21 protein-coding genes are annotated in these 24,128 nt (G+C 73.7%); 10 read left to right on the top strand and 11 right to left on the bottom strand.

The genetic code is table 11. The features are described 5' to 3' along the window. The first annotated feature begins 148 nt into the window (after nt 1-148). From AB0C84_RS26370 to AB0C84_RS26395, 6 genes are read left to right on the top strand one after another with little or no spacing between them, the layout of a single operon-like run. Nucleotides 149-946 carry a crotonobetainyl-CoA--carnitine CoA-transferase gene (locus AB0C84_RS26370; protein ID WP_361071327.1) on the top strand — a complete coding sequence of 266 codons (798 nt, stop codon included), beginning with the start codon at nt 149-151 and terminating at the stop codon, nt 944-946. Then, nucleotides 939-2,246 carry a cysteine desulfurase gene (locus AB0C84_RS26375; protein WP_361071330.1) on the top strand — a complete coding sequence of 436 codons (1,308 nt, stop codon included), beginning with the start codon at nt 939-941 and terminating at the stop codon, nt 2,244-2,246. The genes AB0C84_RS26370 and AB0C84_RS26375 overlap by 8 nt, the downstream gene beginning before the upstream one ends. A 1-nt stretch (nt 2,247) precedes the next feature. Next, a complete protein-coding gene (locus AB0C84_RS26380; protein ID WP_361071333.1) occupies nt 2,248-3,366 on the top strand; it encodes an aminotransferase class I/II-fold pyridoxal phosphate-dependent enzyme in 1,119 nt (372 codons plus the stop codon). Between the two features lie 18 nt (nt 3,367-3,384). Then, nucleotides 3,385-4,329, top strand: a complete 945-nt coding sequence (locus AB0C84_RS26385; protein WP_361071336.1) for a homocysteine S-methyltransferase family protein — start codon at nt 3,385-3,387, stop codon at nt 4,327-4,329. A 37-nt stretch (nt 4,330-4,366) separates the two neighbouring features. Beyond that, on the top strand, nt 4,367-5,365 hold the full coding sequence (gene rfbB, locus AB0C84_RS26390) for a dTDP-glucose 4,6-dehydratase (protein ID WP_179848732.1): 999 nt from the start codon (nt 4,367-4,369) through the stop codon (nt 5,363-5,365). Further along, nucleotides 5,362-6,234 carry a class I SAM-dependent methyltransferase gene (locus AB0C84_RS26395; protein ID WP_258942983.1) on the top strand — a complete coding sequence of 291 codons (873 nt, stop codon included), beginning with the start codon at nt 5,362-5,364 and terminating at the stop codon, nt 6,232-6,234. Before rfbB ends, AB0C84_RS26395 begins: the two co-directional genes overlap by 4 nt. Nucleotides 6,235-6,264: 30 nt before the next feature. Here the strand turns inward: AB0C84_RS26395 and AB0C84_RS26400 are convergent, their stop codons facing one another. Further along, nucleotides 6,265-6,978 carry a hypothetical protein gene (locus AB0C84_RS26400; RefSeq protein ID WP_361071340.1) on the bottom strand — a complete coding sequence of 238 codons (714 nt, stop codon included), beginning with the start codon at nt 6,976-6,978 and terminating at the stop codon, nt 6,265-6,267. A gap of 300 nt (nt 6,979-7,278) precedes the next feature. On the opposite strand from AB0C84_RS26400, the gene AB0C84_RS26405 reads away from it, so the two are divergent. The 4 genes from AB0C84_RS26405 to AB0C84_RS26420 all read left to right on the top strand — a co-directional run bounded on the left by AB0C84_RS26405 (nt 7,279) and on the right by AB0C84_RS26420 (nt 12,177). Further along, nucleotides 7,279-10,167 carry a M36 family metallopeptidase gene (locus AB0C84_RS26405; protein WP_361071343.1) on the top strand — a complete coding sequence of 963 codons (2,889 nt, stop codon included), beginning with the start codon at nt 7,279-7,281 and terminating at the stop codon, nt 10,165-10,167. A 256-nt stretch (nt 10,168-10,423) separates the two neighbouring features. Beyond that, nucleotides 10,424-11,017, top strand: coding sequence for a lytic polysaccharide monooxygenase (locus AB0C84_RS26410; protein ID WP_361071346.1), 594 nt, complete (start codon nt 10,424-10,426; stop codon nt 11,015-11,017). Nucleotides 11,018-11,113: 96 nt separating this feature from the next. Further along, nucleotides 11,114-11,770, top strand: a complete 657-nt coding sequence (locus AB0C84_RS26415) for a TetR family transcriptional regulator (protein WP_179848736.1) — start codon at nt 11,114-11,116, stop codon at nt 11,768-11,770. A gap of 2 nt (nt 11,771-11,772) precedes the next feature. Then, nucleotides 11,773-12,177 (top strand): phosphomannose isomerase type II C-terminal cupin domain, encoded by a 405-nt coding sequence (locus AB0C84_RS26420; protein ID WP_361071349.1) that lies wholly within the window; start codon nt 11,773-11,775, stop codon nt 12,175-12,177. Here the strand turns inward: AB0C84_RS26420 and AB0C84_RS26425 are convergent. From AB0C84_RS26425 to AB0C84_RS26470, 10 genes are all read right to left on the bottom strand, one after another. Next, nucleotides 12,162-13,223, bottom strand: a complete 1,062-nt coding sequence (locus AB0C84_RS26425; protein WP_361071352.1) for an oligopeptide/dipeptide ABC transporter ATP-binding protein — start codon at nt 13,221-13,223, stop codon at nt 12,162-12,164. The genes AB0C84_RS26420 and AB0C84_RS26425 overlap by 16 nt on opposite strands. Then, complete coding sequence (locus AB0C84_RS26430; RefSeq protein WP_258942977.1) at nt 13,220-14,254, bottom strand: ABC transporter ATP-binding protein; 1,035 nt, start codon at nt 14,252-14,254, stop codon at nt 13,220-13,222. Before AB0C84_RS26430 ends, AB0C84_RS26425 begins: the two co-directional genes overlap by 4 nt. Before the next feature lie 25 nt (nt 14,255-14,279). Beyond that, on the bottom strand, nt 14,280-15,158 hold the full coding sequence (locus AB0C84_RS26435) for an ABC transporter permease (protein WP_179848739.1): 879 nt from the start codon (nt 15,156-15,158) through the stop codon (nt 14,280-14,282). After that, entirely contained in the window at nt 15,155-16,081 is a 927-nt protein-coding gene (locus AB0C84_RS26440; RefSeq protein WP_258942976.1) for an ABC transporter permease, read from the bottom strand. The genes AB0C84_RS26435 and AB0C84_RS26440 overlap by 4 nt, the downstream gene beginning before the upstream one ends. After that, the gene (locus tag AB0C84_RS26445) at nt 16,081-17,142 is read right to left on the bottom strand and encodes a LacI family DNA-binding transcriptional regulator (RefSeq protein WP_361071358.1); all 1,062 of its coding nucleotides are present in this window, start codon (nt 17,140-17,142) and stop codon (nt 16,081-16,083) included. The genes AB0C84_RS26440 and AB0C84_RS26445 overlap by 1 nt, the downstream gene beginning before the upstream one ends. Then, nucleotides 17,139-18,653, bottom strand: a complete 1,515-nt coding sequence (locus AB0C84_RS26450) for an ABC transporter substrate-binding protein (protein ID WP_361071361.1) — start codon at nt 18,651-18,653, stop codon at nt 17,139-17,141. The genes AB0C84_RS26445 and AB0C84_RS26450 overlap by 4 nt, the downstream gene beginning before the upstream one ends. Nucleotides 18,654-18,664: 11 nt before the next feature. Then, a complete protein-coding gene (locus tag AB0C84_RS26455; protein WP_361071364.1) occupies nt 18,665-19,006 on the bottom strand; it encodes a hypothetical protein in 342 nt (113 codons plus the stop codon). Nucleotides 19,007-19,020: 14 nt separating this feature from the next. Beyond that, nucleotides 19,021-19,971: a DUF6772 family protein gene (locus AB0C84_RS26460; RefSeq protein ID WP_361071367.1), complete on the bottom strand. Its 951-nt coding sequence runs from the start codon at nt 19,969-19,971 to the stop codon at nt 19,021-19,023. Next, the gene (locus tag AB0C84_RS26465; protein ID WP_361071370.1) at nt 19,968-21,080 is read right to left on the bottom strand and encodes a hypothetical protein; all 1,113 of its coding nucleotides are present in this window, start codon (nt 21,078-21,080) and stop codon (nt 19,968-19,970) included. The genes AB0C84_RS26460 and AB0C84_RS26465 overlap by 4 nt, the downstream gene beginning before the upstream one ends. Nucleotides 21,081-21,247: 167 nt before the next feature. Then, nucleotides 21,248-24,043, bottom strand: a complete 2,796-nt coding sequence (locus AB0C84_RS26470) for a family 20 glycosylhydrolase (RefSeq protein ID WP_361071373.1) — start codon at nt 24,041-24,043, stop codon at nt 21,248-21,250. Between the last annotated feature and the right edge of the window lie 85 nt (nt 24,044-24,128).

Consider the following 24,128-nt stretch of genomic DNA (forward strand, 5'->3'; position numbering starts at 1 on the left):
CCCGGGCTGGCCTGCGAGGCCCTCGCTTCGCATCGGGCATGCTGCTCGTGCGTGGGGAGCTTCCGGGCATCGTCCTTGGAGTCGCCCGATCAAGTGCTATATGATAGTTAAGTGAGTGACCTCGCGCTCGTGACCTCCGGAACGGGAGATGGTGACCGAGGAACGCCCTGCCGGCGTCGATCTGTCCTCGCTGGCGCAGCGCCATGTCGACCAGTGGGCCCCCGCGGGCGGACGCGGCCCCACGATCGCCCGCCTGGCCCGGACGGCCGTCCGGCTGGACGAGGGCTACTGCCGGGCCGTGGCGGCGTACTACGACCGCGCGCCCCTGCGCGCCGACGACGCGGGTCTGCGCCGGCGCTACGCGCGGTTGAGGCGGCAGAACCTCCGGCAGTTCCGGTCGATCGTCGAGGCCGGCATCGAGATCGCGCCGTGGCTCGGGGAGGGGCAGCCGTACAAGGGGTCGCGGGACCTGCGCGAGAGCGTGCACCGGACCGGGCGGCTCCACGTCTACCTGACCAGCTCGGGCCACGGGCCGTCGCCGGCCGCCGGGGACCATCCGCTGTCGGGGCCTTCGGGTGTCGTGGTCGACGGCGTGGAGTTCTGCCACAACGACCTCTTCCGGGCCGTGCACGACATCTTCGGGCACGTGATGCTCGGCCACGGGTTCGGGCCCAAGGGGGAGTTCCTCGCGGCCTTCTGCCACATGCACACGTACTCGCGCGACGTGCGTCCCATCCTGTTCACCGAGCAGATCGGCCAGATCTGCTGGTTCTTCTACGGCCCGCACCTGCTGGACGGCGCGGGCGCGCTGCCGGGGCCCGGCGACCCCGGCCACATGCCGCCGTCCCGCCGCCCGTACCCGGAGCAGAAGGTCTTCGCGTTCCCGGCGCGGTTCCTCGACGCGTTCACGAGCCTGTTCCAGCCCGAGAGGAGTCCGGATGACTGACGTGATGCCGCAGGGAGGGGGATCTCCGGTACGGCTCGCGGACCAGGCGTTCCTTCCCAGATCCATCAGGGACGACTTCCCGATCCTGGCGGGCGGGCGGGGCGGCGATCCGCTCGTCTACCTCGACAACGCCGCGACGGCGCAGAAGCCGCGCGCGGTCCTCGACGCGCTCGTCGACTACTACTCGACGGCGAACAGCAACGTGGGCCGCGGCCACTACCGGCTGAGCATGGCCTCCACCGATCTCTACGAGGAGGCGCGCGAGACCGTCCGGCAGGCGCTCGGCGCCGAGCACGCCGACGAGATCGTGTTCACCCGGGGCACCACGGACGCGGTGAACCTGATCGCGGACGGCTTCGGCGCCCGGCTGGTCGGCGAGGGGGACCAGGTCGTCGTCACCGGGATGGAGCACAACTCCAACCTGCTGCCGTGGCGGCGGCTCTGCGAGCGGGCGGGGGCGGAGCTGGTGGTCGCCCCCGTCGACGAGCGGGGCGCCGTCGACGTCGCGGCCTTCTCCGCCGTGCTCGGCCCCCGCGTCCGGATCGCCGCCGTCGCCCACGTGTCCAACGTGCTGGGGACCGTCAACCCGGTCCGCGCGATGATCGCCGAGGCGCACCGGCGCGGTGTCCCGGTCGTCGTGGACGGCGCCCAGGCGGTGCCGCACGCGCCGGTGGACGTGCGCGGGCTCGACGCCGACTTCTACTGCTTCTCGGGGCACAAGGCCTACGGCCCGATGGGCACCGGGGCCCTGTACGGCAAGCGGGACCTGCTCGCGGAGCTGCCGCCTTACCAGGTCGGCGGCGGGACGGTGAAGGGCGTGAGCCACTCCGAGCCGGTCAGCTACGTTCCCGTGCCCGCCCGGTTCGAGGCGGGCACCCCGAACGTCGCGGGAGCCGTCGCCCTGGCCGCCGCGCTGCGCTACGTCCGCGATCTCGGCTGGGACGCCGTGCGGCGGCATGACGAGGCGCTGGTGCGGTACGCGGTCGAGTCGCTGGGGCGGATCGGCGGCGTGCGGGTGGTCGGCGACCCTGCCGCCGCGCCCAGCGGGATCGTGTCCTTCGTCGTCGACGGCATCCATCCCTACGACGTCGGCGGGCATCTGGACCGCCACGGCGTGGCCGTGCGCAGCGGCGTGCACTGCGCCAGCACCTTCCTGGACGACATGGGCCTGCTCGGAACCGTGCGGATGTCGTTCGCCGTCTACAACACCGCCGACGAGATCGACGTCGTGGCCGGCGCCCTGCGCTCGGTGCGACCCGGTTCGTGGACCGCCGACCACCCGACCACGCGGTTCCTCTGACATGCGCTTCGACACGAGGCTGGTCCACCTCGGCCAGGAAGCCGACGGCGCCACCGGGGACGTCGTGCCGCCCGTCCACGTCGCCGCGACGTTCGAGCGGCGGGTCCAGGATCCGCTGCGCTACTTCTACTCGCGCGGTGAGAACCCGACGCGCGAGGCCCTCGAACGATGCCTGGCGGGGCTGGAGGACGCCCGCTTCGCCCTCGCCTTCGCCTCCGGGCAGGCGGCGGGGACGACGGCGCTCTCCCTGCTGCGCCCCGGCCGCAGGCTGATCGCCTCGGACGACGTGTACGGCGGCACCCGTTCGCTGTTCGCGCTGCTCGGCCGGTACGGCATCACCGTGGACCACGTCGACCTCACCGACGCGGGCGCGCTCGACGCGGCGCTCGGCGACGACGTGGACATGATCTGGGTGGAGGCGCCGACCAACCCGCTGCTCAAGGTCGCCGACCTCTCGGTGGTGTGCGAGCGGGCCCGGCGGGCGGGCGCCCGCGTGGTGGTGGACAACACCCTCGCCGGCCCGGCTCTGCAGCGGCCGCTGCGGTTCGGCGCCGACATCACCCTGTACAGCACCACCAAGTCGATCGCCGGCCACTCCGACGTCATCGGCGGCGCCCTGGTCTACGACGACGAGGAACTGCACCGCGAGCTGGCGTCCCACCGCACCACCACGGGCGGCGTGCCCGGCGGCATCGACTGCTTCCTGGTGCACCGCGGGCTCAAGACGCTCTCGCTGCGCGTGGCCCGGCAGGTGGGCAACGCGGAGGCGATCGCCACCGCGCTGCGCGGGAGCGAGCGGGTGGGCGCCGTCCACTACCCGGGGCTGCCCGAGCATCCGCAGCACGAGGTGGCGGCCCGGCAGATGTCGGCGCCGGGGTCGATTCTGAGTTTCGAGTACCTGGGCGATCCGGAGAAGCTCCTGGACCGGGTGCGGCTGTACGCGTGCGCGGTCAGCCTCGGCGGCGTGCGCTCGCTCATCGAGTGCCCCGCCATGATGACCCACGTCTCCGTGCCCCGCGAGGTCCGGGGGGCGCTGGGCATCTCCGACGACCTCATCCGGGTGTCGGCGGGCATCGAGGACCCCGCCGACCTGGTGCGGGACCTGATGGACGCGCTCTGAACTGCGGAGGGATGACACATGAACGACCTATCCGGGGGCCGCCGGTCCGGAAGCGGCGGACCCCTGTGGCTGGACGGCGGGACCGCGACCGAACTGCAGCGCGCCGGCATGAGCGTCGACGGGCCGTGGTGGACCAACCGGGCCATGAACTCCGAGGCCGCCCGCACGCGGTTGCGCGGGATCCACCAGGGCTACCTGGACGCCGGAGCACAGGTGATCACCGCGAACACCTTCCGGTCCAACCTGCGGGCGCTCAGCCGCCTCGGCCTCTTCGACGCCGGCCTGGCGTGGATGGTGCACGCCGCCGTCGGCGTCGCCGAGTCGGCGGTGCGGGCCTGCCAGGACGGGCGGGCGCCGGACGCCGGCCGCCCGCGGATCGCGGGCTCGGTGGGGCCCGTCGAGGACTGCTACCGGCCCGACCTCGTCCCTCCCGACGACGAGCTGCGGGCCGAGCACCGCTGGCTGGCGACGGAACTGATGCGGGTGGGCGTGGACCTCGTCCTGGTCGAGACGATGAACTCCGAGCGGGAGGCGCGCATCGCGCTGGAGGAGGTGCGGCGGGCGGGCGCGCGGGCCTGGGTCGGTTTCGTGTGCGACGCCGACGCCCGGTTGTTGTCGGGGGAGAAGCTGACCGAGGCGGCCGCCGCCGTCGAACGCGACGGCGCCGAGGCCGTCCTCGTCAACTGCACCGGCCCGGCCGACAGCGAGACGGCGCTGCGGGCGCTGCGGGACGCCTGCTCGGGCCCGATCGGCGCCTACCCCAACATCGAGGACCGCGACGGCATCCCCCGTTCGGCGCACGTCGACCGGCACGTGCCCGCCGCGCTGGGGCCGGACGAGTTCGCCGACCTGATCGCCCGCTGGGACGCGGAGTTCTCCCTCGACGTGGTCGGCGGCTGCTGCGGCACCACGCCGGCCCATCTGGCCGCGGCCCGCGACCGGCTGCCGCGGAGCGGGCGATGAGGCTCGGCGAGGCCGCCCGCCGGGCGCGGACCGGCTCATGAGGATCCTCGTGACCGGCGGCGCCGGGTTCGTCGGGTCCCACTACGTGCGCCGGCTCCTCGGCCCGGAGCGCGCCGGAGGCGGCGCGCACCAGGTCACGGTGCTGGACAAGCTCACCTACGCCGGCAACCCGGCCAACCTCGACCCCGTGCGCCGCGCGCCGGGCTTCGCCTTCGTCCACGGGGACGTCGCCGATCCCGCGGTGGTCGACGAGCTCGTCGCCGCTCACGACGCGATCGTCCACTTCGCCGCGGAGTCCCACGTCGACCGGTCGATCCGGTGCGCCCAGGACTTCGTGGTCACCAACGTCCTCGGCACGCAGACGCTGCTGGAGGCGGCGCGGCGCCACGGCACGGCCCCGTTCGTGCACGTGTCGACCGACGAGGTGTACGGGCCGATCGGGACGGGGCGGTGGAGCGAGCGGGCCCCGCTGGCGCCCGGCAACCCGTACGCGGCGTCCAAGGCCGCGGCCGACCTCGTCGTGCTCGCCTGCCACCGGACGTTCGGGATGGACGTCCGGATCACCCGGGGCTCCAACACCTACGGCCCGTACCAGTTCCCCGAGAAGATCGTCCCGCTGTTCGTCACCGAGCTGCTCGACGGGGGGAAGGCGCCGCTGTACGGCGACGGGCTCCACGTCCGCGAGTGGCTCCACGTCGACGACCACTGCCGGGCCGTGCACCTGGCGCTGACGAGGGGGCGGGCGGGCGAGGTCTACAACGTCGGCGGGGTGCCGCTGACCAACCGCGAGCTGACCGGCCGGCTGCTCGCCCAGTGCGGCGCGGGCTGGGAGGCGGTGTCGTACGTGGAGGACCGCAGGGGGCACGACCGCCGGTACGCGATGGACTGCACGAAGATCGCGTCGGAGCTCGGGTTCCGGCCCCGCCGGGACCTCGCGGCCGGCCTCGCGGAGACCGTCGCCTGGTACCGGGACAACCGCGAGTGGTGGGAGCCGCTCACGATGCACGTGCCGCGGGACGTGGAGGTGAACTCGTGACGGCCGCGAACATCGACCCGGCCGCCGTCAAGCAGGGGCAGCGGGCCTCCTGGGACGCCCTCAGCGCGAACTGGGAGGCGGTGGGGGAGCGGTTCGAGCTGGGCGCGGCCGCGGTGACGGAGCGGCTGCTCGACGCCGGCGGCGTGCGGGCGGGCCACGCGGTCCTGGACGTCGGGACCGGGCACGGGGAGCCCGCCCTGACGGCGGCCCGGCGGGTGGGGCCCGCCGGGCGGGTGACCGGAGTGGACATCTCCCCGGCGATGCTCGACCTGGCCAGGCGCCGGGCCGAGGGCACGCCCAACATCGGGTTCGCCGAGGCGGACGTGGAGTCCATCGACCTGCCGGCGGCCTCGTTCGACGTCGTGCTCAGCCGCTGGGGGCTGATGTTCGCGGTGGACCACGTCGCCGCGTTCCGCGGCCTCGCCCGCCTCCTGGTCCCGGGGGGCGTGCTCGCCGCGGCGGTCTGGGGAGAGGCGCCCGGCGCGCCGACGATCTCGCTGGGCTTCCGGGTGCTGAGCGAGCGGCTCGAACTGCCGCCCCCGCCGCCGGGCACGCCGGGCCCGTTCAGCATGGCCGACCCGGAGCCGCTCGCCGCCGAGCTGGCTGCGGCGGGGTTCACCGACGTGTCGGTGACGGAGTTCGTGGTGCGGTTCCCCTTCGACTCCGTCGAGCAGTGCGTGGCGTTCACCAAGGCGGTGACGCCGCCGATGCTGCTGCGGAAGGTCGCCGAGCGCTTCGGGTCCGCGGACGACCCCGGCACGTGGCAGGCCTTCGCCGACGCCACCGAGCCCTACCGTTCCGGCGACGGGGCCTTCACGCTGCCGTCGACGGCGCTGATCGTCCGGGCCGCCGTCCCCGCCCGTGAGTAGTGCGCGGCGCCCGGCGCCGGGCCGCCGGCGTCACGGCGCGGGCGGCGGGCACCGGCGGGGAAGCGCGACCCTGCCGGGGCCGTGCTCGAACGTCGACATCACGAGCCACTCGTCCAGTTCGGGGTCGTAGAGGTTCTGGAGGCCGAACTGGAGGACCTGCCAGAAGGTCGTCGGGTCGCGCTGGTCGACGTAGACGTCGCCGAGCGCGATCGGGAACCTGAGGTACTTCCCCGGTGGCAGTTGTGGTGCGACGACGCCGACCCGCCAGTGGTTCACGTAGCGCTGCGGCTCTCGCTGCAGGATCTCCCGCCCGACGAAGCGCGCCGTCCTGAGTTTCCGGTTGAGCAGGCCGAGGTCGAACCCCGGGATTCGCGAGCACCGGTGGTCGCTGAGGCCGGGCCATTTGTACGTCAGGGTGTAGAGGGAATTCTTGTAGATCAGGTTCGTGAACCAGATCGGGTATCGCGGGCCGCCCGCGATCATCTGGCTGTTCCCGTTTCTCCCCGCCCAGGTGAACGGGACCGTGATGCCGAGATCCCGGACGATCCATTTGCCTGTCCCGTGGAAGTCCCGCGGGAGCTGGGGCGGTGGGGGCGTGCGCGGGCCGGTCTCCTTCGCGGTCGCGGCGCCGCCCGACGGCCGGGGTGCGGCGGCGTGGGCCGGCGGCAGGGCGGCCGGGACCATGGCGATCAACCCGGCGAGCGCCCCCGACGCGGCCGCCCGGTGCGAGCGTGTCCAGTTCATGACTCTCCCGGCCGCCGCGTCCCGCGCGGTTGCGGCGCGGCAGGTCGAACGCGGCGATCATCCTGCTCCTCCCCGGAGGCCGCGGGACCGAAGACCACAGGCAGGTCAGGGTCCCTCCTCGTCCCGGTACGGGATCGGCGCTGTCAAGGGCGAAGACCGCCGCCCGGCGGCACTTCTTAAATGTAGTAATTCGCCATAGTTGAGTGGCGATTGTGCTGCTTGTCTCTAGATCGGCCGGGTGTCCCCTCCGGCCGATCCCCCCGAGACCGGGCCCCGCGGCCCGCCTCCAGGAGGCAGAAGGTGCCCAGGACACGCTGGACCGCCGTGACCGCTCTGGCGGCCACCGGAACACTGCTCACCACCGGCCTCGCGGTCCCCGGACGGGCCGAGCCGCCGCCGCCCCGCCCGCGGCCGCCGGGCGAGCACACCGAACTCGCCGACAAGGACGCGCGGCCGGGGCGGCTGGCCCCGACGAGCCGCCAGGTGGGCGCCGCCCGCGGCGTGACCGTGCGCTGGAACAGGCTCGGCACCCCCGCCTCCGTGACCGATGCCGGCCCCCTCGCCGGCGGGCTGCCCGGGGATCCGGAGAGGGCCGCCCGCGCGTACCTGGCCGGGCATCGGGACCTGTTCGGCCTCGACGGCGCCGCCGTCGGCGCCCTGGAGAAGGTCGCCGTCAACCCGGTCGGCGACGGCGCGGCCGTGCTGCTGCGCCAGCGGTTCGGCGGCCTGCCCGCCGGCTACGACGGGCTGGTGGCGGTCGGCGTGGCAGGCGGCGAGGTCGTCTCGGTCACCTCCACCCTCTCCCGGGACGGCGCCGCCCCGGCGCCCGCCACGCTCTCCCGCAAGGACGCGGTGGCCGCCGCAGGGCGGGACGCGGGCATCCCCGCGTCGGCCGGCGACCCAGGCAAGGCGCGGCTCGTCGCGGTGCCCACGGCCGAGGGCGTCCGCAGCGCGTACCAGGTCACGCTCATGGACGCCTCCGGAGCGGAGCCGAAGGCCGTCACGTCCTACGTCGACGCCCGGACCGGGTCGGTGCTCGTGCGCGAGAACCTCGTCGACCACGACAGCGACAACCCGCGCTGGGCGGTGTTCCCGGCGACCCCGCCCGGCGACTACTCCTCCCGCGACACCAGGGAGACCTGGTGCTTCGCGCCCGCGGCGGGGTGCCGCCCGGTCGGCGGAGATCCCTCGAGCGGGCGGCCCTGGGACGTCGACCCGGCGACCGGCGCGCCCAGCGCGACGACCGTGGGCAACGCGGCGCGGGCGCACGAGAACCGCGCGAGCAGCGACCCCTTCACGGTCGGGACCCGCACCAGCGCACCCAGGCCCGACCGGAACTACACCTACCCGTGGACCAACCAGTGGCACACGAGCAAGTGCGATCCCGCGACGCTGGACGGCCCGCAGGAGGCGGACCTGGAAGCGGCCATGTCCAACCTGTTCGTCCAGCACAACCGGATGCACGACTGGTCGTACCGGCTCGGCTTCACCGAGTCGGCCTGGAACATGCAGGCAGACAACGGTGAGCGCGGCGGCAGGGGCGGCGACCCCGAGCAGGGCAACGCGCAGGCGGGCGCGCGGTTCCCGACCGTCCGCGACAACGCCAACCAGATCACCCCGCCGGACGGGACCCCCGCCATCACCAACATGTACCTGTGGCAGCCGGTCGCGGGCTCGTTCTACCCGCCGTGCGTCGACGGCGACTTCGACATGAGCGTCATCGGGCACGAGTACACCCACGCCATCTCCGGCCGCATGATCGCCGGACCGGAGGCGGGGTGGAGCGGGCCGCAGGCGGGCGCGATGAACGAGAGCACCTCCGACCTGTTCGCCATGGAGTACCTCAACGAGTACGGGCTGCGCCAGCCCGGCCGCACGCCGTACGTCATCGGCGGGTACGTCACCGGCGACCGGCGCGCCGGGATCCGCAACTACGACATGAGCCGGAGCCCGCTGAACTACGCCGACCTCGGGTACGACCTGGTCGGCACCCAGGTCCACGCCGACGGCGAGATCTGGACCGCCACCCAGTTCGACCTGCGGGAGGCGTTCGTCCGGCGGTACGGCGGCGGCGCGGCGTCGCAGCGGGCGTGCGCCGACGGGGCGGTGCCTGTGGCGAGGTGCCCGGGCAACCGGCGGTGGGCGCAGGTGTCGTTCGACGCGCTGTTGCTCATGGCCAGCGGCGCGGTCAGCTACGTCGACCACCGCGACGCCCTGCTCGCCGCCGACACGCTCCGCTTCGGAGGCAGGGACCACGAGATGATGTGGAAGGTCTTCGCCGAGCACGGCCTCGGGAAGGACGCCGCCAGCAACGGCCCCGCCGACGCCGACCCGACGCCGAGCTTCGCCTCGCCTCTGTCGCGCAACGCCCGCGTCCGGCTGGCGCCGCTCGGGGACGCCAGGGGCGCCAAGGTCCGCCTGTACGTGGGCGACTACGAGGCCCGCGCGGTCCCGGTCGCCGACACCGACCCGGCGACCCCGCTCGGCGACACCGTCGCGCTCACCCCGGGCCGGTACTCCTTCGTCGCGGTGGGGGCGGGCTTCGGGCACCGGAGGTTCACCGCCACGGTCGGCGCGTCGCAGCGGACCCTTCCGATCGCGATGTCCCGCAACGAGGCCGCGGGTGCCAACGGCGCGACGGCGGCCGGCGACGGCGTTTCCCAGGCCGCGTTGCTGGACGAGACGGAGACGACCAACTGGCAGTCGGTGACGGCCCCGGTCGCCGGCCGCCAGGTGACCGTGGACCTGGCCGGCGACCGCCCGGTCAGGGTCGGCCGGGTGCAGGTCAGCGCGATGCTGCGGCCGTCGGTGGCGGGCGACCCGGAGGGTGCGGGCGGCACGCAGAACCGGTTCACGGCGCTGCGCGCCTTCCGGCTCCTGGCCTGCGACGCCTCCAAGGCCGACTGCGCACGGCCGGGCTCGTACCGCACCGTCTACACCAGCCCGTCCGACGCCTTCCCGGCCGACCGGCCGCGGCCCACGGCGCCCGACCTGATCATGCGCTCGTTCGACGTGCGGGACGTCACCGCGACGCACCTGCGGCTGGAGGTGGTCTCCAGCCAGTGCACCGGCGCGCCGGCCTACGCGGGGGAGCAGGACGAGGACCCGCGGTCCGCCACCGACTGCGGCACCGCGAGCCCGAGCGCGGGCATCGTCCGGACCGCCGAGCTCCAGGCGTTCGCCCGGTAGGCGGCACCGGCGAGGCGGGGGGCGGAGAGCATCCGCCCCCCGCCTCGCCGTGTGCGGCGGGCGGACCGGGCGGCCATTCGGGCTTTGCAACGCCTGCCAGGGGCTTGTCCCCGCGTGCCCGGCCCGGGCCGGTCCGGTTGACGGAGCGCCTCGGCGAAGCGACTTTCTGAAAGGAAAGTTTCCTTAGAGTTGGCCCGCGGGCCGGCTCCCCTCCGCCTCCGGGTACGCCGTACCTCCCCCGCCAAGGAGAAGCAGGATGCCAAGGAAGACCAGCATCGCCGTGGCCGCCGCCGTGACCGCCGGGCTGCCGCTGGCGCTCGCCGTGCCGGCGTGGTCCCACGGGTACACCACCTCGCCCCCGAGCCGCAGCTACCTGTGCGGGACGCACCAGGTCCGCAACTGCGGCCAGATCCAGTGGGACCCCGACGGCGTCGAGGGTCAGAAGGGGTTCCCCCAGCGCGGACCGGGCGACGGCAGGATCTGCGCGGGCGCCGACGGGCGCTGGGCGCCGCTCGACGACCAGCGCGGCGGGACCGGGTGGCCGGCGACCAGGGTGACCGCCGGCCAGTCCTTCGGCATCAGCTGGCAGTTCACCGCCGCGCACGCCACCACGTCGTTCCGCTACTTCCTCACCAAGGACGGCTGGGACGCCACCAGGCCGCTGACCCGCGACGCGCTGGACCTCACGCCGTTCCTCCAGCAGAACTACAACGGGCGGCCGCCGTCCGGCCAGACCACCCACACCGGGACGCTCCCGCAGCGGCAAGGCCGGCACCTGCTGCTCGCCGTGTGGGACATCGCCGACACCGGCAACGCCTTCTACCAGTGCTCCGACCTCGACTTCGGCTGATCCGCGGAAGGCCCGGCCGGCCCGCGGCGGGCGTGCCTCCCCGCCGCGGGCCGGCCGGTGTTGTCACCGGGTAACACCCCCGGATACCGTGCTGTCATGACGAGTGCGGCGGGCCGGCCGGGGCCCGGACCACGGCGCGACCCCGGCCGCCGCCGTGCCCTGCTGGAGGCGGCCGACCGGGTCATCCAGCGCGAGGGCCCCGAGGCGTCCATGGCCGCGATCGCCGCGGAGGCGGGCATCAGCAAGCCGATCCTGTACCGCCACTTCGGCGACAAGAGCGGCCTCTACCAGGCGCTCGCCGAGCGGCACACGCGCAAGCTGATCGAGGGGATCCGGGACGAGTTCTCCCGCGGCGACCCGATCCGCGACCGCACCCGCTCCACCATCGACACCTACCTGGCGACGATCTCCAAGAACCTCAACCTCTACCGGTTCCTCATGCACCGGGCGAGCGCCGAGGACACCGCCACGCACAGCGCGATGAGCACCATGATCCGGGACGTGAGCCGCGAGCTGGCCGAGGTGATGATCGCTGAGGGGGAGATGGCGGACCGGACCCGCGCCTACGTGTGGGGGCACGCGATCGTCGGCATGGTGCAGACCGCCGGCGACTGGTGGCTCGACCACGCCGACGACGTGCCGCGCGAGGCCGTCGTGGACGGCCTCGTCGACCTCGTCCTCGGCGGGCTGCCCGCCGCCGCGTCCGAAGCCCGCGGCCCCCGGCCGCCCGACGACCCGCGATCCCCGAGGTGACCGTGCAGACCCCTGTGCAGACCCCCGCGCAGCCCCGGCCCCAGGGCGGCGCCCAGCGGCCCGAACCGGCCGTGCTCACCGAGGACCGGCCCTGGGGCCGCTTCGAGCGGTTCACCCTCAACGAGCCCTCCACCGTGAAAATCATTCACGTGGAGCCGGGGCAGCGGCTCAGCCTCCAGCGGCACCGGGACCGCGACGAGCTGTGGGTCGCGCTCGACCCGGGCGCGGTGTTCGAGGTGGCCGGGCGGCGCATCCTGCCAGAGGTGGGGGAGCGGGTGCTGATCCGCGCCGGGGACGCCCACCGGCTCGGCTCGGACGGCCCGGCCGTGCGCGTCATGGAGATCGCCTTCGGCCGGTTCGACGAGGACGACATCGAGCGCCTCGAAGACGCCTACGGCCGCGCCTGACCCCCGTCCTCCGGCGCCCGTCCCTCCACGGGCGGGGCCGTCGCGCCGGCGCCGTCGGCGAAGTGGCAGGCCACCGCCTGGGGCGGCCCGCCCCGCGGGACGAGCGCGGGCGTCTCCCGCTCGCAGACGCCGGCGGCCATGTAGCAGCGGGTCCGGAACCGGCACCCGCTCGGCGGCTCGGCCGGCGACGGCACCTCCCCGCGCAGCACGATCTCGCCCGCGTCGTCGTCCGGCCGGTCGCGGACGGACGGCGCCGCCGACAGCAGCGCCCGCGTGTAGGGGTGCTGCGGGTCGCCGAAAACCTCGGCGGCCGGGCCCTGCTCCACGATCGTCCCGAGGTACATCACGGCGACGTCGTCGGCGATGTGCCGGACGACGTCCAGGTCGTGGGAGATGAACAGGTACGCCACGCCCAGCTCGGACTGCAGGTCGGCCAGCAGGTTGAGGATCTGCGCGCGGACCGACACGTCCAGCGCGGACACCGCCTCGTCGCACACCAGGAGCTTCGGCTTCAGCGCCAGGGCGCGGGCGATCGCGACGCGCTGGCACTGGCCGCCCGACAGCTGGTGCAGGTGCCGGGGGCCGTGCTCGGGGCTCAGGCCCACCAGATCGAGGAGCCGGGCGACCTCGGCGTCCTCCCGGCCGCGCGGCACGATCCCGGAATGGACGCGCCAGCCCTCGGCGATGACGTCGGCGACGGTCATCCTCGGATTCAGCGACGTGTAGGGGTCCTGGAACACCATCTGCAGGTCGCGGCTCATGCGGCGGCGCCGCCGCGGCGGGACGGACGCCAGGTCCGCGCCCGCGAACTCGATCGACCCGGCGAACGCGGGGCGCAGCCCCACCACGGCCCGCGCCAGCGTCGACTTGCCGCAGCCCGACTCGCCGACCACGCCGAGCGTCCGCCCGGCCCGCACGGTCAGGTCGAGGCCGGCGACGACGGGCACCCGCCGCCTCCCGAACCCGTGGCGGCCGGGGCGCTCGTACCCCGCCTCCAGGCCGCTGACCTTGAGCACGACCTCGGTGTCCTGCGCGGTGGCCGTCATCGGGGCTCCTCGCTGTGCTGGGAGGCGACGACCTCCGCGGAGTGGTGGCAGGCGACCGCGCGGTCGCCGTCCTCGGCGAGCGGCGGGTCCTCGGTGCGGCACCGGTCGGTCGCGAACGGGCAGCGCGGGTGGAACGCGCAGCCACCGGGACGGTGCCGAGGGTCCGGCGGGACGCCGTCGATCGGCTTGAGGCGACCGCCGGACCCGGCGTCCGGCATGGCCTCCAGCAGGCCGAGCGTGTACGGGTGGGCGGGACGGGTGTAGACGGCGTCCAGCGGGCCCCGCTCCACGATCCGCCCGGCGTACATGACCGCGACGTCCTGCGCGACCCGCGCCACCACGCCGAGGTCGTGCGAGACCAGCAGCGTCGCGAGGTCGGCCTCGCGCTGCCGGCGCGCGAGCAGTCGCAGGATCTGCGCCTGCACGGTGACGTCGAGCGCGGTGGTGGGCTCGTCGGCGAGCAGCACCGACGGGCCCAGCGCGAGCGCCATCGCGATCACCGCGCGCTGCCGCATGCCGCCGGAGAACTCGTGCGGATGGTCGCCGTACCGGGACTCGGCGGCGGCGATGCCGACCTCGCGCATCAGCGCGACCGCCCGTTCCCGGGCCTCCCGCCGGCCGAGGCCGAGGCGCCGCCGGAAGGGCTCGGCGATCTGCGGGCCGACGGCGAAACCGGGGTTCAGCGCCGCCATCGGGTCCTGGAAGATCATCGCGACGCGGCTGCCGCGGGTCTCGCGCCAGCGCCGGGCGGAGAACCCGCCCGTGTCCTCGCCGTCCAGGACGACCGAGCCCGAGGTGACCTGCGCGCCGGGCGGCAGCAGCCCGATGAGCGCGAGGGAGGTCAGGCTCTTGCCGCTGCCGGACTCGCCCACCAGGGCGAGCACGCGGCCGCGCCGCAGCCGCAGGTCGACGCCCCGCACGACCGGCGTGACCTGCCGGCCGGAGCGGAACCCGATGTGCACGTCGCGCAGCTCCGCGGCCACGTCCCCCGGGGCGGGGGCGTCCGCGCGGTCGACGGCTGGAACGGTCATGTGCGTCTCCATGGGATGTGCGCCATCAGATCTGGGAGCGCGGGTCGGTCAGGTCGCGGAAGGCGTCGCCCACGAGGCCGACGCCGGTGACGACGGCGGCCAGCGCGATCGCCGGCATCGTGGAGATCCACCAGGCCGAGCCGAGGTAGTCGCGGCCCGCCGAGACGGTCGCGCCCCACGACGCCTGGTCCGGCGGGATGCCGAGGCCGAGGAAGCTCAGCGACGCCTCCGCCACCATGACCAGGCCGATCTGCACGGTCGCGGCGACCAGCAGCGGCTGCCAGCACGACGGCAGCACGTGCCGGAACAGGATCCGCGCGTGCCCCGCGCCGAGCACCCGCGCCGAGTCGACGAACTCCAGGTCCCGGGTCGCGAGCGCGGACGCCCGCACCACCCGGGCGAAGATCACCCAGCGGGTCACCGCCAGCGTGATGACGATGTTGGTGACGCTCGGGCCGAGGACGCCCGCGATGAGGATGGCCAGCAGGATCGACGGGAACGCCAGCTGCACGTCCCCGAACCGGGACAGGACGCTGTCGGTCCACCCGCCGAAGTAGCCGGACACCAGTCCCGCCACCAGGCCCACGGCGCCGCCGATGAGCACGGTGGCGGCGCCGACCAGCAGCGACACGCGGCTTCCGGCGAGCAGGGCGGTCAGCATGTCGCGCCCGACCTGGTCGGTGCCGAGCCACGCGACCGACCCGTCCCCGAGCCGGGAGCCCGGCGCCAGCAGCCGGTGCGGCAGGTCCGTCGCGGCCGGGTCGTAGGGCATCAGCATCGGCCCGAACACGGCCGCCAGGACGAACAGCCCGACGATTCCGAGGCCCGCCCACGCCCGCGCGGGCAGCCTCCTGCGCCGCCGGACCGCGGGGACCGGGATCGCGGCGGGAGCGATGGCACTCATGCGTTCTCCGGGGTGAGACGAGGATCGAGGGCGACGCACAGGACGTCCACGAGGAGGTTCAGCGCGATGTAGGAGACCGTGATCGTGACGATCGCGGCCTCGACGACGGCGTAGTCGCGGTTGGTGATCGCGTCCACCATCAGCGAGCCGATGCCCGGCCAGGAGAACACGACCTCGATGATCACCGCGTTGGCGATGAAGTTGCCCATCAGCAGCCCGAGGACGGTGACGACCGGCAGCGCGATGTTGCGCGCCACGTGCACGTACATCACGGCGCCCTCGCCGGTGCCCTTCGCGCGGGCGGTGCGGACGTAGTCCTTGCCGCTCTCCTCCAGCGCGCCGTTGCGGACGAGCCGGGCCAGCCATCCGACGAACGGCAGCGCCAGCGTCACCGAGGGCAGGATCACCGCCTCCGGGCCGCCGCCCGCCGTGCTCGGCAGCCAGTTCAGCTGCCGGGCGAACAGCAGGATCAGCACGATGCCGAGCCAGAACGACGGCACCGCCTGCCCGACCAGCGAGCCCGTCGAGACGAGCAGGTCGAGGATCTTGCCGGGCCGCCGGGCGCACAGCATGCCGAGCGGGTAGCCGGCGGCGAGGGTGATGACCAGCGCGAGCGCGGCCAGCGTCAGGGTGGCGGGGAACCGGTCCAGGACGGCGCCCATCGCGCCGCCGCCGAGCCGCCACGAGTCGCCGAAGTCGCCGCGCAGCACCTCGCCCATGTGCGCGAGGTACTGCTGCCAGAGCGGCTCGTCCAGCCCGAAGTCGGCTCGGACGGAGGCGAGCTGCGCGGGGCCGGCGTCTGGCCCGAGGATCAGCGTCGCGGGATCGCCGGGGACGACGCGCACGACGAGGAACACGACCGTGATGGCGCCCCAGGCCACGATCAGGGCCTGCCCGGCCCGCCTCAGCAGGAACCGTCCCATCAGGCGCCTCCGTTCGCGGTCCGCGACGAGGCGCGGACGACCAGTTCCGCGGGCAGCAGGGTCTGCCGCGGGGAGCCCGCGGCGGACTCGCCCGACATCCGTTCGAGGAGCCGGTCCACCGCGGCGGCGCCGACGCCGGCGGCCGGCAGCCGGACCGTGGTGAGCGGCGGCGCGAGGTAGGCGGCGAACGGGTGGTCGCCGTGCCCGGCCACGCGGACGTCGCCGGGGATGCTCAGCCCGTGCTCGGTGAGCGCCCGGTACACGCCGAGCGCGAAGTAGTCGTTGCCGGCCAGGACGGCGGCGCCCGGCCCCATGCGGCCGGCGAGCTCGCGGCCGATCTCGTAGGAGTCCACCGGGTCCCACGGTTGCGAGCTGGCCTCGCGGCGCCGGGTCGGCACCTTCACCATGTGGTCGTCGCGCACCGCGATGCCGTGCTCGTCGAGCACCGCCCGGAACCCCCGGACGCGTTCCGCCACGGGCGAGATGTCCAGGTCCTCCTCGACGAGGTACAGGTCGCGGGCGCCCTCGGCGACGAGGTGCTCGGTGGCGCGCCGCGCGCTGTCGTAGTAGTCGACGCCGACGAGGTCGGTGTCGAGCCCGGGCAGGTCGCGGTTGACCAGGACGACGGGCGTCCCGGACTTGCGGAGCCGGTCCCAGTGGTCGATCCCGTGCTGGACGGGCACCGCGAGGACGCCGTCCACGCCCCAGCGCATCAGCTCGTCCACGACGCGCTTCTCGTTGTCCACGCTGTCTTCGGTGACCATCAGCATCAGCGAGTAGCCGTGGACCCGGCCGCGCTCCTCGATCGCGCTGATCAGGCGCGTGTAGAAGGGGTTGGACGGGTTGGTTATGACCAGGCCGAGGGTCATCGCGTTGCCCTGCACGAGGGACCGCGCCATCGTGTTCGGCACGTAGCCGAGGCGGTCGGCCTCGGCCCGCACCCGCTCGCGGGTCTCGGGGCTGACCGCGTCCTTGCCGGCCAGGGCGCGGGACACCGTGTTGACCGACAGGTCGAGGGCGGCGGCGATGTCCCGCAGGGTGGCCCTGCGGCGGGGTGTCATGGGTTCCTCCTGACCGTGGACAGGTCCGGCTGGTTGTTCGCCGCCGGGGTGAAGCCGGTGAGCCCGCTCCGCAGCCCGTAGGCGGTGGTGAGCGCGGCGGGGAAGATCCCGACCGCGTCGTCCCAGATCGTCTTGCAGGCCCGCCCGTACAGCTCCTCGCGGCGCCCGGGGTCGGCGGCCTGCCCGGCCTCGGCGAGCACCGCGTCCAGCCCGGGGTTGCGGTAGCCCATCCGGTTGGCCTTGGAGGTGTAGAGCCGGCCGAGGGTGAAGGCGGCGTCGCCGGTCGTCACGGTGTTGGTCTGCAGCTCCATGTCCCAGTCGAGGGAGTTGAGGCGCTGCAGCCACTGGGCCTTCTCGATGCTCTGCGGCCTGACCTTCACCCCGATCCGCGCCCACGCCGAGATCATCGACTGGGCCAGCTCGCGGGCGAGGGGTCCGGTGGCGTCGAACCACATCATCGTGGTCTCGAAGCCGTCGCCGAGGCCCGCGGCGCGCAGCGCCGCGCGGGCCGCGCCCGGGTCGTGCTGGTACGGCGCCTGCTCGGCGTGGCCGAAGACGGTCGAGGGAATCGGGGCGCGCATCTGCTCGGCGCCCGCGCCGAACAGCTTCCCGACGATCTCCTCCATGTCCAGGGCCTGGCACATCGCCCGCCGGACCCGCGGATCGGTGAACGGCTTGCGGCCGCAGTTGAACCACGTGAGGTAGTAGGTCCAGCTCGGCACGGTCTCGACCCTGACCCCGCGCCGCCCCCGCACCTCGCGGAGCTGGTCGGACGGGACGGGCCACAGCAGGTCGACGTCCCCGTTGCGCAGGGCCGTGATCGCGCTGGAGGTCTCGGCGATGAACGGCATCGAGATGCCGGGCAGCCCGGCGGGGCCTCCCCAGTACCCGTCGAACCGGGCCAGCTCCACGTTGGTCGACGGGGTGAACCCCGTCACGCGGAACGGGCCCGAGCCCACGGGGCGGCGCTTCTGCGCCGGGTCGGCCACGCGCCGGGCCGGGACGATGAACAGCAGCGTCAGGTTCACCGGCAGCGTGCCCATCGGACCGTCCGTCACGAACGTGACCCGGTGGTCGCCGTCCGCCCGCGCGGACTTCACCGTGGCCCACAGCGCGGTCTGCGCCGACTTCACGGCCTTGGTGCGCTCCACGCAGGCGACGACGTCCCGCGCGGTCAGCGGGCTCCCGTCGTGGAAGCGGACGCCGGGACGCAGGTCGAACACCCACGTCGTGTCGTCCGTCCGCCGCCACGACGTCGCCAGGCCGGGCGCGAGCCGCCCGCCCTCGTAGCGGACGAGCGTGTCGAACACCAGCCGCTTGACGATCAGCGACGCCTCGTCGACCGCCGTCCCCGCGTTGTAGGGGTCGAGGTCGGTGACCGGCTGCCCGAACGCGGCGCGCAGCGAGCCGTCCGGGGCGGCCGCCGCCCCCGGCGTCGCGCAGCCGCCGAGCGCCGCGGCGGAGGCGGCCAGGCCGGTCAGGGCGAGGAACTCGCGCCTGCGCACGTCCATGACGGCTCCTCTCAGCTCTTCAGCGCGAGGTAGATCATGACCTTCGCCGACGCCTCGCCGCCGCCGTCCTCGCCCTCGACGGCGCCCTTCAGCCGCAGCCAGCCGCCGAAGCCGGACGACTCCCAGGTGACGAGGTCGCCGGTCACCTCCCGCTCGGGGTCCAGGTCGCACCAGTGCAGGCCGTCGGGGGAGACCTGCGTGGTGACCCGCATCAGGGTGCCGGTACCGGTCCGCTCCAGCGTCCGGACGAACCAGCGGGCCTCCGCGGCCCACGCCACCTCGTACGGCTCCGTCGCGAAACCGCCCGCGAGGGTGCGGTTGCGTTCCAGTACCGCCGTGAACGACTCGCGCATGCTCTGGGGGCTCCTCACCAGTCGACCGAGATCAGGACAGAGTCCAGGAACAGGAAGTTGCGCACGTCGGTGTGCGTCCTGACCGAGACGTAGAAGTTCAGCAGGTTGCCCAGGGAGCCGTACTCCTCCTCGTACGGCGGCACCGGCACGTCGCGCATGTCGTAGACGGTGTCGTTCACCTGCAGTTCGATGTTCGAGCGGGTGCTGGTGTCGATCACCCAGCGCACGTAGTGCCAGTTCACCTTGGTGGGCACTTCGTTGTAGCAGAGTTCCTGCGGACCGCCGAACGGCTTCCAGTCGTCCGGCTCCGGGGCGGTGAAGTCCGCGGTCGGCGGCAGCTTGATCTTGCCTTCGAAGTGCTCGCGCGGGGTCGGCTCGGGCACCGTGGGGTACACCCACTCGCGCCGCAGCCGGTTCTCCAGGTCGGTGTTCAGGTAGCGGGCGACGCAGTGGTAGCGGACGCCGTCGCAGATGTCGGTCGCGATGGTGAACGCGCCGAACTGCTGCTCGGACGGGTGCAGGTTCGCGTCCCACTCGCCGGCGCCCGCCTTCGACGCCGCCTGGTTCTCCTCCGAGGCCGCCTCGGTCTTGAAGGTCAGGTACGCCTCGAACTGCACCCGCCCCCGTCCGGCCATCGTGAGCCGCCGGATCGCCACGCCGGTGTGCCCGGCGACGGGACGCGTCGCGACCTTCAGCGCGTACGTCCCGGACATCGCGCCGTGCGTGCCGACGTCGAAGAAGTTGCAGGAGCTGAGCTGCGGCGGCCGGAAGTCGCGCATGTGGTCGTCGACGGTGTCGAGGTTGCCGTGCCCGTCGTAGTTGCCGAGCAGCTCGATCCAGCCGTGGGTGCCGGTGTTGAACTCGTCGTGGACGAGGATCCGGTCCAGCGGGTTGAAGCGGGACAGCGCGGGGTCGGCCCGGCGCAGCTGCGCGACCAGCGACGGGTCGCTCGCGGGGTCGGTCATCGGGTGGGCTCCTGAATCCTGACGGTGGCGTGCACCATGTTGTGGTCGGACCGCAGCAGGTCGCGCGGCTCGCCGGTCTGGGCGGTGGTCTGCGGGACGAGCGTCCACTGCAGGACGCGCGTGCCGTTGCGGACGAAGATGTGGTCGATCTTGTCCTCGGACCTCGGCAGCGGGATCTTGCCGCCGTTGAACGAGGCGTACTCGGCGCCGGTGCGGCGGTTCGCGGGCGCGGCCTCGAACGAGTCGGCGTAGCCGACGTCGGAGAAGGCGTCGTAGGCGCTGTGGCCGTCCTCCTTCGACGCCGAGTTCATGTCCCCGGCGAACACGATCGGCAGCCGCCGGGTGTAGGCGTTGTCCCGGGTGAGGTACTCGGCCGTCCGGCGCGCGTCGAGGTAGCGGACCTCGTCCCAGTTCTTGGTCCAGCCGTTGGGGTCGGCCGCGCCGTTCTTGCGGTACTCCAGGTGCATGTCGACGACCACGAAGCGCAGCCCGGAGCGCAGGTCACGCAGGGTGTTCCAGGTCATCGTCTTGCCGTAGATCTCGGTGGAGTCCGGCAGCCACAGCAGGTCGTGGGGGAGCGCGCGGCCGCGTTCGTCCAGGTGGGAGAACCTGCGGGCGTCGTAGTAGGTGTAGCGGCCGGCGCCGGACTTCAGCGGGTAGCCCTCCTGAGGGTGCCGGGTCCCGGCGTAGTCGGCGGGGGCCTCGGCGTAGCCGCGGGCGCTCATCGCCTTGGTCAGCGGGGCGCGGAACGACTCCACGTCCACGCCGGGCTGCGTCGGGGTGGGGTTGTTGCCGATCTCCTGGGTGACGACGACCCCGGCGCGCGCCCGGACGATGTCGTCGGCGACCCGCGCGGCGCGCCCGTCGGCCCAGGGCTCCAGCTTGGTCGCGCAGTCGCGCCCGATCGTGTCGACGCAGGCCTGCGTGGTCGGCAGGCATCCGTGCCCGCAGGTGTTGTAGGTCGCGATCCGCAGGTCGATCTTGCGCTGCGGGCCCTGTGCCGCCTGCGCGCCCGTGGCGGGGACGAGCAGCGCCGCGGCGGCGAGCCCGGCGGTCAGGATCGCCAGGCGGCGGGCGGGGGGACGGGCGGGGGGACGCGTGGTCCTCATCCGAGGGGGCCTTCCTGTTTCCGGGATGTCACATTAACGTTAACGTGATCGTTCACACACCTTGGATGTTCACCCGTCCGCCTGTCAAGAGCCGAAAAGAAAACGACCCGGCCGTCCGCGTGAGCGGACGACCGGGCCGTCGCCGTGCCGGTCGGGAGGCGCCCGGGTTACTGGAGCAGGGCCCAGTGGCCGGTTTCGCGGCCCGGTTCCTTGCCAGAACCGCCGCGGGTCGCGCGGAAGAGTTCGCCCTGGTGGCGCACCAGTGCGCCCGCCCTGTAGGCCGCGCCGCCCTGCCAGGCCGGGACGCCGACCGGCGAGATGCGGCTGGTGCGGCCGTCCGCGCTTCGGGTCCGGGCCAGCGCGTACGCGCCGGCCCGCACCGGCGCCGTGTAGGGGCGCCAGTCCACGCCGTCGGTGGAGTACTCGACCGCCAGGCCCGGGTCACGGACGTTCGCCGAGAGCGTCCCTTCGGAGATCTTCGCGCCGGGCGGCGGGACGCGGTAGTTCACCCCGGTGCCGCGCAGGCCCACCGGCTTGTAGAACGACAGGAGCGGGAACGTCTTCTGGCCGAGCGTGTTGCTGAAGACGTTCCAGGCCGCGTCCATCCTGTCGGGCGCGGGGGTGTCGCGGTTCCAGGCCCGCTCGGCGACGCCGAGCAGCTTCGGGAACGCCTGGTACTCGCGGATCCCGGGCGCCTTGCCGTTCTCGGCCCACAGCTGCGCCTCCAGGCCGAGGATGTTCTTGCGGCCCTCGGGGGTCAGCTTCGTCCAGGCCGGGTTCGGCGTGATCGGGTTGCCCCAGCGGTCCTCGGTGGCGTTGGCGTACACGTCGAACGGCTGGTAGCCGAAGGTGCTCTTCTCGTCCACGTAGGCGGCCCAGTAGTAGCCGGGCTCGTCCGGGTCCTTGTCGTAGGCGAGGTCCATGTACAGGTTCGTGGCGTGCGCGAGGATCACCGGTGTGCCCTCGTTGGCGAACCGGTAGGCCCAGTCCTCGCGTCCCCAGCCCCAGACGTTCTGCCAGGGCAGCGGCGTGAACCCCTTGAGGCGGAACGAGCGGTCCGGGTCGGTGATGTCCTCCCAGCCGGAGGTCGCGGGGGCGTACTTGTGCGCGATGCCGTTCCAGCGGGTGAAGAACAGCTCCTTCAGCTCCTCACCGGACTTCCCGGCCGTGTCCGGCGCCTTGCGGCACGCCGGGGAGCCGGACCACCAGCCCTCGGGCGGGCCCGGCGGCTCGTCGCCGCCGAGGTTGAGGCGGTTGAGCGGCGCGCCCGCGCGCTCGTACATCTTCGCCACCTCGGACGCGACCCTGTCCAGGAAGGCGTAGGTGCTGGGCAGGCACGGGTTCGCGAGGTTGTCGGTGTAGTACTGGACGCTGGTGTGCCGGCTCGTGTCGGCCGGGTCCAGCAGCCGGTACGCGGAGTCGTGCGTCCGCTGGTACCGGCGCTCCATCGACTGGACGGCCGCCCGCGCGTGCGCCGGGAAGTTCAGCTCGGGGACGACCTCGATGTGCCGCTCGGCCGCGTACCTGAGGATCTCCTCGAAGTCCTGGACGGAGTAGAAGCCGCTCCCCTTCCCGACGAAGTTGAGCGTGCCCTGCTCGAAACCCTGGTAGGCGGGCGTGCGGCCGAGGTTGGCCTCGGTCTCGCCGGACGCCTTGCCGGAGATGCCGTCGCCGGGGCGCAGGTCGTCCGCCGACCCCATGCCCTGGTGCAGCGCGCCGGTCTCCCGCAGGTCGAACTCGCGCCTGGAGCCGAACCCGGTCAGCTCGGGCAGCCCCGGGATCTGCAGCCGCCACCCCTCGTCGTTGGTCAGGCCGAGGTGCAGCCGGTTGAGCTTGGTGAAGCTCATCAGGTCGAGGAACTTCTCGATCGTCTGCCTGGTCTCGAAGTGGCGGCCCACGTCGATCTGCAGGCCCCGGTAGCCGAACAGCGGCGCGTCGGAGATCCGCGCGCGCGGCACGTCCACCGTGGCCGGGCGGCGCCCCTTCGCCGCCGCCGCGTACGCGCCGGCGGGAACGAGCTGCCGCAGCGTCTGGACGCCGTAAAGGACCCCGGCCCGGTCGGTGCCGGTGATCCGGACGCCGCCGCCGCCGGCGGTCAGCGTGTAGCCCTCCGCGTCGGCCTTGCCGTCGCGGTCGACGTCGAGCTTCGGGTCGACGGCAAGCGAGACGGGCGCGCCGCGCCCGGCGGTCACGTCGTCCAGCGCGGAGCGCAGGTAGGCCGCCTCCCCGCGCAGCGGGCCCGGCGCCGAGAGGCGCGACCCGCCGCCGATCGCGACCGTGCCGCCGGACGCGGCCGCCGACAGCGGCTGCGGGACGATGCTCTGCCGCAGGGTGAGGTCGAGCCTGCGCGCCGTGTTCTCGGCGTACCGCGACGCGGCCGTCTGCACCGGCCGGTGGTCGCCCGAGAAGGCGGTGGTCTGCTTCGGGTCGGCCGGGTCCAGCAGCGCCTTGGCCGGGACCCACGAGGGACGCCCGCCGCCGAAGGAGACCGTCCACCCGGCGGGCGCGTCGGACTTGTGCACGGCCCACAGCTCGAAGTTCACGTCGATCGCGCGCCGCTCACCGGGGGCGACCGCCTCGAAACCGTCCGCGGGCTCGAGCGTGTAGAAGTCGCCGCTGCGCGCGTCGTCCGCGCGGGTGATCGCGAGGCCCTGGGCCGCGAGCTGCGCGCGGGCGGTGTCGCCGGCCGCGCCGTCCAGGACGGCGGCGGGCCGGCGGACGGCGTTGAAGCGCATCGCCCATCCGCCGGAGCCCAGCGCGCAGCGGTCGCCGCGGTTGTCGATGGTCAGCCGCGCGCGGTGGTACTGCGCGTCGGCGACGGTATGGTCCACCGGCTGGTAGGTGACCATGAGATCGCGCGCGTCCGGGTGGCAGTCCGCCGCGGCGGCTCCCGGCGTGACGATGGCCGCGAGGCTCGCGGCGAGCGCGGCGGCCGACAGCACGGCCGCGGGTCGGTTCGGCATGAATAGGAAAGTAACCTAATAGTTTGCCGCGGGGCCGCGCCTGATCCGGCCACCGCGGAACGCGCAGGCGGCGCCGCCCGTCCGT

This window comes from Actinomadura sp. NPDC048955, assembly GCF_040649435.1.
Lineage (GTDB): Bacteria > Actinomycetota > Actinomycetes > Streptosporangiales > Streptosporangiaceae > Spirillospora > Spirillospora luteofluorescens.